General features: G+C 73.0%; 14 protein-coding genes. All 14 read right to left on the bottom strand.

All coding sequences use genetic code 11. The features are described from left to right. Nucleotides 1–88: 88 nt before the first annotated feature. Nucleotides 89–973, bottom strand: a complete 885-nt coding sequence (lepB, locus tag CHF16_RS05295; protein ID WP_245868231.1) for a signal peptidase I — start codon at nt 971–973, stop codon at nt 89–91. Nucleotides 974–1,141: 168 nt separating this feature from the next. Further along, nucleotides 1,142–1,492 (bottom strand): 50S ribosomal protein L19, encoded by a 351-nt coding sequence (rplS, locus tag CHF16_RS05300; RefSeq protein WP_089324757.1) that lies wholly within the window; start codon nt 1,490–1,492, stop codon nt 1,142–1,144. A 118-nt stretch (nt 1,493–1,610) separates the two neighbouring features. Beyond that, nucleotides 1,611–2,492, bottom strand: a complete 882-nt coding sequence (trmD, locus tag CHF16_RS05305; protein WP_089324758.1) for a tRNA (guanosine(37)-N1)-methyltransferase TrmD — start codon at nt 2,490–2,492, stop codon at nt 1,611–1,613. Then, nucleotides 2,489–3,001, bottom strand: coding sequence for a ribosome maturation factor RimM (gene rimM / locus CHF16_RS05310; protein ID WP_089324759.1), 513 nt, complete (start codon nt 2,999–3,001; stop codon nt 2,489–2,491). Before rimM ends, trmD begins: the two co-directional genes overlap by 4 nt. Nucleotides 3,002–3,012: 11 nt before the next feature. Beyond that, complete coding sequence (locus CHF16_RS05315) at nt 3,013–3,255, bottom strand: RNA-binding protein (RefSeq protein ID WP_067632131.1); 243 nt, start codon at nt 3,253–3,255, stop codon at nt 3,013–3,015. A gap of 2 nt (nt 3,256–3,257) precedes the next feature. Beyond that, nucleotides 3,258–3,698 carry a 30S ribosomal protein S16 gene (rpsP, locus tag CHF16_RS05320; protein WP_089324760.1) on the bottom strand — a complete coding sequence of 147 codons (441 nt, stop codon included), beginning with the start codon at nt 3,696–3,698 and terminating at the stop codon, nt 3,258–3,260. A gap of 275 nt (nt 3,699–3,973) precedes the next feature. Beyond that, nucleotides 3,974–5,560 (bottom strand): signal recognition particle protein, encoded by a 1,587-nt coding sequence (ffh, locus tag CHF16_RS05325; protein ID WP_089324761.1) that lies wholly within the window; start codon nt 5,558–5,560, stop codon nt 3,974–3,976. 234 nt (nt 5,561–5,794) lie between these two features. Further along, a complete protein-coding gene (locus tag CHF16_RS05330; RefSeq protein ID WP_245868232.1) occupies nt 5,795–8,464 on the bottom strand; it encodes a [protein-PII] uridylyltransferase in 2,670 nt (889 codons plus the stop codon). Nucleotides 8,465–8,472: 8 nt separating this feature from the next. Then, a complete protein-coding gene (locus tag CHF16_RS05335; protein ID WP_089324762.1) occupies nt 8,473–8,811 on the bottom strand; it encodes a P-II family nitrogen regulator in 339 nt (112 codons plus the stop codon). Then, on the bottom strand, nt 8,811–10,142 hold the full coding sequence (locus CHF16_RS05340) for an ammonium transporter (RefSeq protein ID WP_089324763.1): 1,332 nt from the start codon (nt 10,140–10,142) through the stop codon (nt 8,811–8,813). Before CHF16_RS05340 ends, CHF16_RS05335 begins: the two co-directional genes overlap by 1 nt. 170 nt (nt 10,143–10,312) lie before the next feature. Next, on the bottom strand, nt 10,313–11,461 hold the full coding sequence (ftsY, locus tag CHF16_RS05345; RefSeq protein ID WP_089324764.1) for a signal recognition particle-docking protein FtsY: 1,149 nt from the start codon (nt 11,459–11,461) through the stop codon (nt 10,313–10,315). A 513-nt stretch (nt 11,462–11,974) separates the two neighbouring features. Continuing rightward, nucleotides 11,975–12,616 (bottom strand): DivIVA domain-containing protein, encoded by a 642-nt coding sequence (locus CHF16_RS05350; protein ID WP_179271397.1) that lies wholly within the window; start codon nt 12,614–12,616, stop codon nt 11,975–11,977. Between the two features lie 5 nt (nt 12,617–12,621). Continuing rightward, complete coding sequence (locus CHF16_RS05355; RefSeq protein ID WP_089324766.1) at nt 12,622–13,773, bottom strand: globin domain-containing protein; 1,152 nt, start codon at nt 13,771–13,773, stop codon at nt 12,622–12,624. Nucleotides 13,774–13,779: 6 nt separating this feature from the next. Continuing rightward, complete coding sequence (locus CHF16_RS05360; protein ID WP_179271398.1) at nt 13,780–14,187, bottom strand: globin domain-containing protein; 408 nt, start codon at nt 14,185–14,187, stop codon at nt 13,780–13,782. Nucleotides 14,188–14,352: the final 165 nt, after the last annotated feature.

The raw sequence follows: 14,352 nt of genomic DNA on the forward strand, positions 1-14,352 counted from the left end.
GGCGCACGGTTCGGTTGAGCACGAAGCCTTGGCGCTGGGCATGGTGTGGACGGGGCGGGTGGGGCGCCGCCGGGGGGGCGCGGTGGGGCTAGGTGCCTCTGCGGTGGTGGCGGCGGCGGAGATAGGCGAGCGGAAGCGTGAACATGACGCCCAGGGCGTAGGGGGTCGCGGGGACGGCCGCGGCGGCCGATTTCTCCAGGGCCGGCTGCTTGAAGGTGGAGGGGATCGGGAGGGTGCCGATGCGGTCCAGGGGCCAGACGATGACGAAGGCGCGGCCGATGACGCGGTCGACCGGGATGGTGCCGCCGCCCGGGTCGCCGCGGTGGGAGCGCGAGTCGTAGGAGAGTTCGCGATGGTCGCCCATGACCCAGAGCTGGCCCGGCTTCACGGTGACGTCGAACGGGTCGTTCGACGGCTTGTTCTGCTCGTGCGTGATCGGGTCGGTGAAGATGTAGGACTTCTCGTCCAGCGGAACGCCGTTGACGGTGACGCGGCCCTTGGCGTCGCAGCACTTGACGTGGTCGCCGGGGATGCCGATGACGCGCTTGATGTAGTCCTTCTCGTTGGGCGCCACGCCGAAGGCGGTGCCGATGGCCCGCAGCACCTTGGAGACGGGGTTGCCGGGCTCGTCGACCTGGACCTCGGGGTCCCAGGAGTCCAGGCCGTTGAAGACGATGACGTCGCCGCGGGCGATGTCCCTGGTGTGGTAGACGATCTTGTTGACGAGGACGCGGTCGCCGACCTGGAGGGTGTTCTCCATCGAGCCGGACGGGATGTAGAACGCCTGCACCGCGAACGCCTTGATGACGAGGGCGAGCACGACGGCGACGACGATCAGGACGGGGAGTTCCTTCCAGAACGACCCCTGCTTCTTCTTGCCCGCGCCGTCGTCATCGGCGTCGTCGGCCTGCTCCCCGGCCGAGTCCACGGGCTCCTTCTCTTCGGGCACCGCGCCCTCGGCCTCGGATCGCACGTCTCTCCGATCGTCCTCGTCTGTCATCAGAGCGAAAGCCTAGCGGCGCCGGGCCCGCGAGGCGCCGCCCGCGGGCGTGTCGCCGAAGCCCGGCCCGGACGCGTCCGCCCGGAACGGGCAACGCCCCGGGTACCCTCACGGGTTCCCGGGGCGTCGGCGTCCATGCGCTCAGTGGTCGCGCTTCTCCTTGATGCGCGCCGCCTTGCCGCGCAGGTTGCGCAGGTAGTACAGCTTGGCGCGGCGGACGTCGCCGCGGGTGACGACCTCGATCTTGTCGATCGACGGGCTGTTCAGCGGGAACGTCCGCTCGACGCCGACGCTGTAGCTGACCTTCCGGACGGTGAACGTCTCGCGGGCGCCGCCGCCCTGGCGCCGGATCACCACGCCCTGGAAGATCTGGATACGGCTACGGTTGCCCTCGGTGACGCGCACGTGCACCTTCAGCGTGTCGCCCGGACGGAAGTCCGGGACGTCGGCGCGCATCGCGGCCTTCTCGATCTCCTGGATCAGCGTGTGCATCGCAGCGTTTCCTCGTGGTCGAACGCGGGCGTCGAGAGGCCCCGGTGTGTCGTTCGTGGGGGCGTCGCGCCGCGGGAAGTGGTCTTCGGGTGCCATGCGTTCAGGACGCACGGACGCTCTAGTCTGCCACACCTTCGGAGTCAACCGGAAAACCGGCGTCGCGCAGGACCTCGCGGTCCCGCGCGTCGAGGTCGTCCGGGGCGAAGCGGCGGAGGAGTTCGGGGCGGTGCCGGGCCGTCCGGCGGAGTGCCTCGTCGCGCCGCCAGCGGGCGATCGCGCCGTGGTGGCCCGACAGCAGGACGTCCGGAACCGGCCGGTCCCGCCAGACGGGCGGCTTGGTGTAGACGGGCCCCTCCAGCAGGGATTCCATCGCGCCGGGGGCGAAGGAGTCGTCGGCGACCGAGTCGGCGTTGCCGAGGACCCCGGGCAGCAGGCGCCCGATCGCCTCGATCATCACCAGTACCGCGACCTCCCCGCCGGCGAGGACGAAGTCGCCGAGGCTGACCTCGTCCACGGGCATGCGGGTGCGCGCCTCTTCGGCGACGCGGGAGTCGATGCCCTCGTAGCGCCCGCACGCGAACAGGAGCCGGGGCTCGGCGGCGTACCGCACCGCGTCCGCCTGCGTGAACGGGCGCCCGCTCGGCGTCGGAATGATCAGCCGCGGTACCGCCCCCGGCGCCGGTCCCGACTCCGCCCGCTCGGGCGCGCCCGGAGAGGCGGGTACCGCCGCGTCGGCGGGTGCTCCGGCGTTTCCGAGCCCGTCGGAGGGCGGTGGGGGGACGAGGGCGTCGAGGGCCTCGCCCCAGGGGCCGGGCTTCATGACCATGCCCGGGCCGCCGCCGTACGGGGTGTCGTCGACGGTGCGGTGCCGGTCGTGGGTCCATTCGCGCAGGTCGTGGACGCGGACGTCGAGGAGACCGGCGCGCCGGGCCTTGCCCAGCAGGGAGATGTCCAGGGGGGCGAAGTACTCGGGGAAGATCGTGACGATGTCGATTTTCATGATTCGTCGAGCAGGCCGGGGGGCGGGTCGATGACGAGCCGCCCCCCGGGAACGTCCACCTCGGGGACGAGCGCGGCCACGAACGGCACGAGCGCCTCCCCGGCGGGACCGCGCACGACCAGCAGGTCCTGGCCGTGGTGCAGGATGTCGGCGACCTCGCCGACGTCGGTTCCGTCCGCGGTGACCACGGACAGGCCGATCAGCTCCTGGTCGTGGAAGTCGTCCGGATCGGTGGACGGGGGGATGTCGCCGGGGTCGACGACGAGCCAGGTGCCGCGCAGGGCCTCCGCGGCGTCGCGGTCGCCGATCCCGGTGAAGCGCACGAGCAGGCGTCCCGAATGCCAGCGGGTCCGCTCGATGGTGAGCGGGCCGGCGGTGCCGGGGTCGGTGGCGATCCGCGTGCCCGCCGCGAACCGGGTGTCCGGCTCGTCCGTGCGGACATCGATGGTGACCTCGCCGCGGACCCCGTGCGGCCGTCCGATCCGTCCCACCACGAGCGGTTCGCTCATCGGGACACCACTCAGCGGACCTCGTTGACGTCGAGGAGGTCGACGCGCACGTAGCGGCCCCCGGAGAGGGCGCTGATCACCGTGCGGAGGGCCTTGGCGGTGCGGCCGCCGCGGCCGATGACCTTCCCGAGGTCCTCGGGGTGCACCCGCACCTCGAGGACCCGGCCGCCCCTGATCCGGCGGGCGCGGACCCGGACGTCGTCCGGGTTCTCCACGATCCCGCGGACCAGGTGCTCGAGCGCTTCTTCGAGCACTGTCAGCCCTCGCTCTTGGCTTCGTCGGTCTCGGTGGCCTTGGCCTTCGGCTCGGCCTTCTTCTTGCCGCGGGTGGCGGGGCCGGCGGCCTCGTCGTCGCCCAGGGACTCCTTGACGGCGGCCTCGAAGGCGGCCTTCTTGTCGGCCTTGGGCTCGGCGACCTTGAGGGTGCCCTCGGCACCGGGCTCGCCCTTGAACTTCTGCCAGTCGCCGGTGATCTTCAGCAGGTTGAGCACGGGCTCGGTCGGCTGCGCGCCGACGCCGAGCCAGTACTGCGCGCGCTCAGAGTCGATCTTGATGAGCGACGGCTCCTGCTTGGGCTGGTAGAGCCCGATCTCCTCGATGGCGCGGCCGTCCCGCTTGGTGCGGGCGTCGGCGACGACGATCCGGTACTGCGGGTTCCGGATCTTCCCCAGACGCTTGAGCTTGATCTTGACTGCCACGGGTGTGGTGTACTCCGATTTCATTACTGGGTGGACGGGCCCGCGCCAGGTGGGGAACACCGGCTCGCGGCCGTCCGATGGACTCCGGTCGCGCAGGACGAGAGAGGGCGCCTCGCGATTCCGGGTTTCCAGCCCGTCATTCTGCCAGACGTTCGCGGTAAAGGTGCAATCGCAGGGCGTCGTGTCCGGCATGAGCCACGGGTTCGAGCACGCCGCCCGAGCCCCGCCGGGCGCGAGCGCGGTGCCGCGCGGGCGGCCCGGCGGGCCGCGGCCGCCTACTTCTTCTTGCGGCCCTGGAGTTTGCCCAGGTCGGGCATCTGGAAGCCGGGCGGGAGCTGGCCGCCGAGGCCGGGCGGCAGCCCGCCGGGGCCGCCCGTGCCGCCGGGACCGCCGCCGAGGCCCGGCGGGAGGCCCTGGGGCATGCCGTCGGCCGCGGGCTGCCGGTCCTTGCCGGCGGCGCGCTTGCGCGGGTCGCCGCTGCGCTGCTTGCCCTTGCGGTTCTTCTTGGCGGCCGCCTTCGCCGCCTTCTTGCGCCCGCCGGGCATGCCGGGCAGGCCCATGCCGCCGGCCATCTGGCGCATCATCTTCTGCGCGTCGAAGAACCGGGTGACGAGGCTGTTGACCTCGCCGACGGTGACGCCCGACCCCTTGGCGATGCGGGCCCGCCGCGAGCCGTTGATGATCTTCGGCTGGGCGCGCTCCTGCGGGGTCATCGAGCGGATGATCGCGGCGATCCGGTCCAGGTCGCGGTCGTCGATCTGGCTGATCTGGTCGCGGACCTGCCCCATCCCCGGCATCATCCCGAGCAGGTTGCCGATCGGGCCGAGCTTGCGGATCATCATCATCTGCTCGAGGAAGTCCTCGAGGGTGAAGTCCTCGCCCGAGGCGAACTTGCTGGACATCTTCTCGGCCTGCTCGGCGTCGAACGCCTGCTCGGCCTGCTCGATCAGGGTGAGGATGTCGCCCATGTCGAGGATCCGGCCCGCCATGCGGTCCGGGTGGAAGACGCTGAAGTCCTCCAGCTTCTCGCCCGTCGAGGCGAACATGATCGGGCGCCCGGTGATGTGCCGGACCGACAGCGCCGCACCGCCGCGCGCGTCGCCGTCGAGCTTGGTGAGGACGACCCCGTCGAAGCCGACGCCGTCCATGAACGCCTGGGCGGTGTTGACGGCGTCCTGGCCGACCATGGCGTCGACGACGAACAGGATGTCGTCGGGCTGGACGGCGTCGCGGATGTCGATGGCCTGCTGCATCATCTCCGTGTCGACGCCGAGGCGGCCCGCGGTGTCGATGACGACGACGTCGTGCAGGGCGTGCCGGGCCTGGTCGATGGAGCGGCGCGCCACGTCGACCGGGTCGCCGACGCCGCTGCCCGGCTCGGGCGCGAACACCGGCACCCCGGCGCGCTCGCCGACGACCTGGAGCTGCTGGACGGCGTTGGGCCGCTGCAGGTCGGCGGCCACCAGCAGCGGCGTGTGGCCCTCCTGCTTCAGCCACCGGGCGAGCTTGCCCGCGAGGGTGGTCTTGCCGGCGCCCTGCAGGCCGGCGAGCATGATCACGGTCGGCGGCGTCTTGGCCAGCCGGATCCGGCGGGTCTCGCCGCCGAGGATCGCGATGAGCTCCTCATTGACGATCTTGACGACCTGCTGCGCCGGGTTCAGCGCCTGCGAGACCTCCGCGCCCGCCGCGCGCTCCTTGACCTGGGCGATGAAGTCCTTGACGACGGGGAGCGCGACGTCGGCCTCGAGCAGCGCGATCCGGATCTCGCGGGCCGTCGCGTTGATGTCGGCCTCGGAGAGCCGGCCCTTGCTGCGCAGGGACGAGAAGACCGTCGTCAGCCGGTCGGAGAGCGTCTCGAACACGTGTCTGGACCGTCCTTGGAAAGCTTTTGGGATCGCCTATCAGCGTATCGGGTCACCTTGTTGGTTGCGCCGCCCTGGACGCGGCGTCTCAGCGGCCCGCGATCGCGACCGCACGGCCGCCCCCGGCACCCGCGACCGTGGCGCCGAGCCGAGCCGCCCTGCCCAGGGTGGATGAGAGGGCGAGGTCGCGCGTCCGGACGAGATCGCCAACGCCGCGACGGGCCGCGGAAAGTCTCAGCCCAGCGCCGCGAGGACGTCGGCGCGGACGGCGTCGAGCGCCGCCTCATCGCTCAGCGGGCGCCCGTCGCCGTCCACCACGTAGAAGACGTCCACGGCCTCCGCGCCCAGCGTGTCGATCTGGGCGGCGCGGATGTGCAGGCCGCGGGAGCCCAGCGCCTGGCCGATCCGCCACAGCAGGCCGGGGCGGTCGTGGGCGCGCACCTCGATGACCGTCGCCGTCCGGGACGCGTCCTCGACGATCATGACGCGCGGGGGCGGCACCGTCGCCCCGCGGCGGGTCCGCATCGACCGCGCGCGCCGCTCCAGGCGGTCGGCCACGTCGAGGCGCCCGGCCAGCATGCGGCGCAGGTCCGCCTCCAGCCCGGCCGGATCCGGCGGCGTACCGAACTCCGGGATCGCGGTGAAGTCCAGGACGGCCGTCCTGCTCGGGGCCGGCCGCGCCGCCGGCGCCGGCTCCCCGCCCGCTTCGCCGGTCTCCCGCGGCGCGGGGGCCGGGCCGCGGGCGCCGTCGGCCGGGGCGGAGATCGTCCGGGCGGTCTTCACGGCCAGCCGGTGCAGGGCCAGGACGCCGGACGCCCGCCAGAGCAGGCCCGGACGGTCCGGGGCGGCGATGGTGATGCGGGAGCCGGCGACGCGGACGGCGGCGCCGTCGTGGCGGGCGAGGGCCAGGTGGGCGGGGTCGAGGACGGGCGGGGGCGGCGGCGTCCCGCCGGTGAGGGCGGCGGCCGCGCGGCGGACCAGCTCGGCGACGAGGCCGGCCTTCCAGGATCCCCAGGCGGCGGGGCCGGTGGCCGTGCCGTCGGCGATCGCGAGGGCGGCGAGGAGGTCGAGGATCTCGCGCTCGCGTCCCGGTACCGCGGACACCGCGTCGGTGACGTGCTGCACCGTCACGGGGTCGTCCATGTCGCGGCGGGTGGCGGTGTCGGGGAGCAGCAGGTGGTGGCGGACGAGCGTCTCCAGGACGCGCACGTCGTCCTCGGGCAGGCCGAGGCGCGTCCCGATGCCGCGGACGGCGGCGGCGCCCGCGGTGGAGTGGTCGCCGGGCCGGCCCTTGCCGATGTCGTGGAAGAGGGCGCCGATGAGCAGCAGGTCGGGACGGGCGACCTCGCGGGTGAGCGCGGCGGCGCCGGCCGCGGTCTCCACGAGGTGGCGGTCCACGGTGAAGCGGTGGACGGGGTTGCGCTGCGGCCGGTTCCGGACATGCTCCCACTCGGGCAGCAGCCGGACGACCAGCCCCGCCCGGTCGAGGGCCTCCCACACGGCGATGGCGGCGGGACCGGCGCCGAGGAGGGAGACCAGCGCGTCGCGGGCGCCGGAGGGCCACGGCACCGGCGGCAGCGCCGCGTGCTCGGCGAGCCGCGCCACCGTCGCGGGAGCGAGCGGCAGGCCCGCCTGGGCCGCCGCGGCCGCCACCCGGAGGACGAGCACGGGGTCGCCGAGGTCGGCGTTCCGGGCGAGCACGACCTCGCCCTCGTACTCGACGGCGCCGTCGCCGACGGGGCGCCGCTCGGCGCCCCCGGTCCGCGCGGGGCCGCCGGGCGTCCGGTGGGCGGCGGGCCGGTGCACCTGCGGCCCGCCGCCCAGGTCATGGAGGGGACGGCCGGCCGTGGAGCGGCCGAGCCGGTCGACGCGGCGCCACAGGTTGGAGCCCGCGTAGGTGATCGTGCGGGCCGCGTCCACGAGGGAGCGCTGCAGGACGTCCGCGTCCGGCAGGTCGAGCGCGCGGGCGACGGCCTCCTGCTCCTGCAGGACGAGGCGGTCGGCGGAGCGGCCCGTGACCTCGTGCAGCGCGTGCCGCACGTCGAGGAGCAGGTCGTGGGCCGCCTTGACCCGGCCGTCGGGGGCGGACGCCACCCAGGACGCCGCGACGGCGTGCATCACGTGGACGTCGCGCAGCCCTCCCCGGGCCTCCTTGAGGTCGGGTTCGAGGAGGAAGGCCAGCTCGCCCTGGGCCTCCCAGCGCTCCCGGCACATCGCCGCCAGCTCCGGCAGCCGGACGGCGGCGTCGGCTCGCCAGTCGGCGAGGACGGCGGCGCGCAGTTCGTCCACCAGGGTGTGGTCGCCGGCGACGCGCCGCACGGACAGCAGCCCCAGCGCGGCCTTCATGTCGCCGCGGGCGACCGTCCGGGCCTCGTGGACGGTGCGGACGGAGTGGTCGAGCCGCGTCCCGGAGTCCCACAGCGGGTACCAGACCCGGTCGGCGATCCCGGCGATGTCGGCCCGGCCGCGGTGCAGCAGGACGAGGTCGAGATCGCCGCCGGGCGTGAGCTCCCGGCGGGCATGGCTCCCGACCGCGGCGAGGGCGATCCCGCTGCGGGCCGTCGCGCGGTCGGGCGAGGCGGAGCCGCCCGTGTGCACACCGCCCTCTGGACGGGCGGAACTGTCGGGGACCACGGCGCCGCCGGGGAGCACGGCGGCGGCCGGTTCGGCGGAGCCGTTCGGGTGGGAGCCGGGAGCGGGAGCGGGCGGGCAGACCGCCGCGTCAAGGAGCGCGGCGAGCCGCCGGTCCAGGGCGATGGCGCGGGACGCCCGCGCCTCCGCGAGGGAGGCGCGGGCGGTCCGGGCCGCGCCGGCTTCCCCGGCCCCGCGTCCCCGGCCGGACGCCGTCCCGGTCGGGGCCGGCGGGCTCGGCGGCCGGGGGCCGCGGGGTTCGGAAGCGGGCACGGGGCGTCCTAGAGGGCTTCCGGGCCGGTCTCGCCGGTGCGGACGCGGACGACGCTGTCCACCGGGACCGCCCACACCTTCCCGTCGCCGATCTTGTCGGTGCGCGCGGCGCGGACGATCACGTCGATGATGTCGTCGGCGTCCGCGGCGTCCACCAGGACCTCGACCCGGACCTTCGGCACCAGGTCGACCTGGTACTCGGCGCCCCGGTAGACCTCGGTGTGGCCCTTCTGCCGGCCGTAGCCGCTGGCCTCGCTGACGGTCATGCCCTTGACCCCGAAGGTCTCCAGGGCCTTCTTGACCTCGTCCAGCTTGAACGGCTTGATGACCGCCGTGACGAGCTTCATCACTTCGCCTCAACCTTCTTCGCGGGGGCGGGCGCGGCCGCGGTCGCCCCGGAGCCGATGCCCGCGCGGATGGTGCCGAAGTCGTAGGCGGTCTCCGCGTGCGCCGTGCTGTCGATGCCGGCGGCCTCGTCCTCGTCGCTGATCCGGAAGCCCATCACCAGGTCGATGACCTTGGCGATCACGTAGGTCACGACGAAGGAGTAGGCGAGCGTCGCCAGGACGGCGATGGCCTGCTTGCCGAGCAGCCCGAACCCGCCGCCGGCGAACAGCCCGTCCGCGCCGCCCTCGTTGACGGCGGTGGTGGCCAGGAAGCCGATCAGCAGGGCGCCGACGATGCCGCCGACCATGTGGACGCCGACCACGTCGAGCGAGTCGTCGTACCCGAGCTTGTACTTGAGCCCGACCGCGAACGCGCACACCGCGCCGGCGATGAGGCCGAGGGCCAGGGCGCCGAGCGGGGTGACGAACGCGCAGGCCGGGGTGATGGCGACCAGGCCCGCGACCACGCCGGACGCGATGCCGAGCGTGGTGGACGAGCCGTCGCGCAGCTTCTCGACGACGATCCAGGCGAACGCGGCGGCGCAGGTCGCGACGATCGTGTTGATGAACGCGACCGCCGCGGTCTCGCCGGCGACCAGCGCGGACCCGGCGTTGAAGCCGAACCACCCGAACCACAGCAGCCCGGCGCCGAGCAGGACGAACGGGAGGTTGTGCGGGCGCATCGGCTCCTTCGGCCAGCCCTGGCGCTTGCCGAGGACGAGCGCCAGCGCGAGCGCCGCGACACCGGCGTTGATGTGGACGACCGTGCCGCCCGCGAAGTCGAGGGCGCCGAGGTCGAACAGCCACCCGGCCTTGCCGCCCTCCTCGCCGTCCGACCACCACACCCAGTGGGCGATCGGGAAGTACACGAGCGTGGCCCAGACCACGGTGAACACGACCCACGCGCCGAACTTGGCGCGGTCCGCCACGGCGCCGCTGATCAGGGCGACGGTGATGATGGCGAACGTCGCCTGGAAGGCCACGAACACCAGCTGCGGGATGCCCGTGCCGTCGTCGGCCGTCGCGACCTTCTCCAGCCCGACGAGCCCCCAGTCGCCGAACCCGCCGACGAAGGAGCTCAGGGGGCCGCCGTCGCCGAACGTGAGGGAGTAGCCGTAGACGACCCACGCCATGCCCACCACGGCGATGCTGACGAAGCTCATCATCATCATGTTGAGCACGCTCTTGGCGCGGCTCATGCCTCCGTAGAAGAAGGCGAGCCCGGGTGTCATCAGCAGGACGAGCGCGGTGCTCGTCAGCATCCAGGCGGTACTACCGCTATCGATCTTCATCTCTGAGAGAGTCCCTCCTCGCCAGGGAACTTCGAACTGCTCAGAGACTCGACCTCGGCGGTTTCGCGCGCGGGGCTCCCGCGTTTCGCCGGTGTGAAAAGCACCACCGGCGTGTTTCGTGCGTGTTTCTAATTCCTCACATGTCGTTTTTATCCGCTTAGAGGTCTATTTCAGTCACCCAGGATCGCGTCCACGAACGCCTCCGGCTCGAACGGCGCCAGGTCGTCCGGGCCCTCCCCCAGCCCGACCAGCTTCACCGGCACGCCCAGCTCCCGCTGCACCTGCACGACGATCCCGCCCTTCGCGGTGCCGTCCAGTTTCGTCAGCACGACGCCCGTGATGTTCACGACCTCCGCGAACACCCGCGCCTGCTGCATGCCGTTCTGACCGGTCGTCGCGTCCAGCACCAGCAGGACCTCGTCCACCGCGGCCTGCTTCTCCACCACCCGCTTGACCTTGCCCAGCTCGTCCATCAGCCCGGTCTTGGTGTGCAGCCGGCCCGCCGTGTCGATGATCACCACGTTGACCTTCGACTCGATGCCCTGCTTCACCGCGTCGAACGCGACACTCGCCGGATCCGCCCCCTCGTCCCGGCGGACGACCTGCGCCCCGACCCGCGTCCCCCACGTCTCCAGCTGGTCCGCCGCGGCCGCGCGGAACGTGTCCGCCGCCCCCAGCACCACCGTGTTGCCGTCCCCGACCAGCACCCGGCCGAGCTTGCCGCACGTCGTCGTCTTGCCCGTGCCGTTCACACCGACGACCATCAGCACCGCCGGACGGTCACCGTGCCCCTCCGTGCGCAGCGACCGGTCGAAATCCGGGCCGATCTGCTTGACCAGCTCCTCCTTCAGCAGCGCCCGGACCTCCTCGGGACTGCGCGTCCCCAGCACCTGCACCCGCGTCCGCAGATCATCGGTGACCTGCCGGGCCACCGCCGCCCCCATGTCGGCGGTGATGAGCGTGTCCTCGATCTCCTCCCAGGCGTCGTCGTCGAGCGTGTCACGCGACAGCAGCCCGAGAAGCGTCTTCCCGAACGTGTTCTGCGAACGCGCCAGCCGCGCCCGCAGCCGCACCAGACGCCCCGCCCCCGGCGGCGGCTTCTCGATCTCGATCGTGGGACGCGGAGCCGGCACCTCCGTCGGAGGCGCCTCCTCCACCACGGGCGCCCCCGCCTCATCGACGGCCGTCGCGCCGCCGGTGCGTTCCGTCGGGCGCTCCACCGGCGGGCGCGGGCGGGTACGGCGGGGCCTCAGCAGCGTGATGCCGCCGACGATCAGAGCGACGGCGGCCAGCGCGGCGATGACGATCAGATATTCCATAGCGCCCCCAAGTTTTGCAGATTCCCCCAGGGGGGCTGTGTCTACCCAGGGGGGCGACCCCCTGGAACCCCCGTCACGAGCCGGTCGATCCTCACGCCACGGTTTCGGTTGTCGTGACCGTGCGGGTCTGTGGCGTGTCGCTGCGGTCGCCCGGCTCGGCGGGTCGGGCGACCTCCGGGCGCCAGAGCGCCCTCCGGCCGCCCGACCCGTGCTGTGTTGGCCCAGGGGGCGACCCCCTGGAACCCCCGTTGCGAGCCGGTCGATCCTCACGCCACGGTTTCGGTTGTCGTGACCGTGCGGGTCTGTGGCGTGTCGCTGCGGTCGCCCGGCTCGGCGGGTCGTGCGACCTCCGGGCGCTAGAGCGCCCTCCGGCCGCCCGACCCGTGGTGGTGGTTCAGGAAGTCGATCCCCTGGGAAACCCCGCCTTTCGGCCATCCTCGCGTTACGGTCTCGCACTTGCTTCGCTTGGCTGCCGGTGACCTTGTGGTCGGGCTTTAAACGTGCGGGTGGGGGTCAGGGGGTGTTTGGGAGGGACGCTCGTTCGGAGGTTTCCCATTCGTCTACGTTGCGTAGGAGGGCCTCCAGGTAGGTGCGCAGGTGGGTGCGGTAGACGTCGCTGTAGGTGCGCAGGTAGGCGATCTCCCGTTCCATTGCGCGGCGTTCGTCGTCCGGTATTCGGGTCTCCTCTGTGGAGCGGACGGCCGCGTCGGCTACGGCGGCGGCCTTGCGGTGGGCGTCCTCCAGGAGGTGCTCGGCGCGGCCCTTGGCGTCCGACAGGATCGCCTCGCGGTGCAGGCGCGCCTCGTGGGCCAGCTCGCGGGTGTAGCGCTCGGCGTCCGCGACGTACAGGTCGGCGGTCTGCTGCGCCTGCGACAGGATCCGGACGGCCTGGAAGTGGGCGTCCTCGGGCGCCAGCACGCCGGAGCCGCCGCCCCTGGCCGCCTGGGCGCGCAGGCGGTTTACCTCGTCGGCGAGCGCCGCCTTGTCGGTGAAGATCTGGACGAGCTGGTCCTCGACGTAGGCGAGGAAGCCGCGGACCTGCTCCTCGTCGTAGCCGCGGCGGCCGAGGGCGGCCCGCGCGAAGACCACCGAGCGGAGCTCGCCCGGGGTCAGCCGCGTGCCGGCGGACACCACGGGAAGGTTCGGGGAGTTCAACGCGCTCACCTCTGTGCGTCTGCGAAGGTTTCCAGGCGGATGCGGTCGCGGGCCACGCCGAGCCGCGCGAGCTGCTCGACGGTGTGCCCGACCATCGCGGACGGCCCGCACACGTAGGCGTCGCGGCCGTCCCAGGGGCCGTGCCTCGCCACGACGTCCGGCAGGCTGCCGTGCTCGACGTCCCCGGCGTCCGAGGAGAGGACGGCGGAGAAGCCGTGCCCGCCGGGTTCGTCCGATACGGCGGGGACGACGGTGAGCCAGGGCAACCCGCCGGCCAGCTTGGTCAGGTCTTCCAGGTCGTACAGGCCGTCGCGGGTGCGGGCGCCGAAGAACAGGTGCACCCGCGGCGGGGCGGGGCGCCGCGCGATCTGCTCCAGCATCGCCTTGAGCGGGGCCAGGCCCGTGCTGCCCGCCACGAGCAGCACGTCCCGCGGGGACTCCTCGTCCAGGGTGAGCGTGCCGATCGGGGCGCCCATCCGGACCCGGTCGCCGGTCTCGGTGCGGCGCACCAGGACCGGGCTCACCGGCCCGCCGTCCACCAGCCGGACGTGGAAGTCGACGGTGTGGTCGGGGCGCGACGCGTTCGCCATCGAGTAGTACCGCCAGTGCCGCAGCCGCGACGGCACCTCCAGCGCGACCGACTGGCCCGGCCGGTACGGCAGCGGCCGGTCCGGCTGGACGCGCAGGACGGCGATGTCGAACCGGCGCCGCTCGACCGCGACGACCTGGCCGTTCCACCAGGCGGGGCTGGTGAGGGCGTTCTCGTCGGCGGCCTCCAGCATCACCTTGGCGACCAGGCTGTAGGCGGCGTTCCAGTCGCCCTCGACGTCGTCGGTCCAGCCGTCGCCGGCGAAGTGCCGCAGGGTGGCGAGGAGGCTCGCGCCGACGTGCGGGTAGTGTTCGGCGACGATTCCGAACCGCCGGTGGTCGCGGCCGAGCTGCTGCAGGAACGGGACGAGGGCGGGCAGGTCATCGACCCTGGCGACGATGTGCCCGAGGGCCCGCAGCAGCTTGTCCCGCTGGCCGCTCATCCCGACGGGGAACATGTCGCGCAGGTGCGGGTTGCGGACGAACAGGTCGGAGTAGAAGAACAGGGCGACGGCGTCACCCTGCTCCGCGACCCGGTCGAAGCTGTCCTTCAGCCGCTGGGCGTCCACGGGGTATCAGGAGACGGGCTCGGCGGCGGCCTCCGTCATGACCTGCGCGACCACGCCGTAGGCGGCCGTCCAGTCGCGTTCGAGGTCCGCGCTCCAGGCGGGGCCGCTGAAGTGGGCGAGGGTGGAGAGCAGGCTCGCGCCGACGGGCGCGTAGTGGTCGGCCGTGACGCCGAATCCGCCGTGCCGGCGGCCGAGGTCCCGCAGGAACGGCACCAGCGCGTCCGGGTCGTCGACCGAGGAGACGATCTGGGACAGCGCCGCGAGCAGCACTTCGTGCTGTTTCGCCATCGACGCCGGGAACATCGACCTGAGCCGCGGCGCACGCGCGAAAAGATCGGCATAGAAATATTCGGCGACGTCCACGCCGTTCGCGCCGACCAGGGCGAAATTGTCCTTGAGTTTCCCGGCGTCCATGGGCAGCACCTCCGGCGGTCCTCCGTACCGGGCGCGGATGCCCGGTGTGTGAGGGGCCGGAGAACCACGGTGCACATGGGTAGTGGACGCCCTGGAGCCGCACAAGTCCGCGAGCGTGACCGTGACGTCACCGTCCGCGCAGGCTGACCGCGCGCCTCGCATCCC

It is taken from the genome of Actinomadura meyerae, from assembly GCF_900188445.1.
GTDB lineage: Bacteria > Actinomycetota > Actinomycetes > Streptosporangiales > Streptosporangiaceae > Spirillospora > Spirillospora meyerae.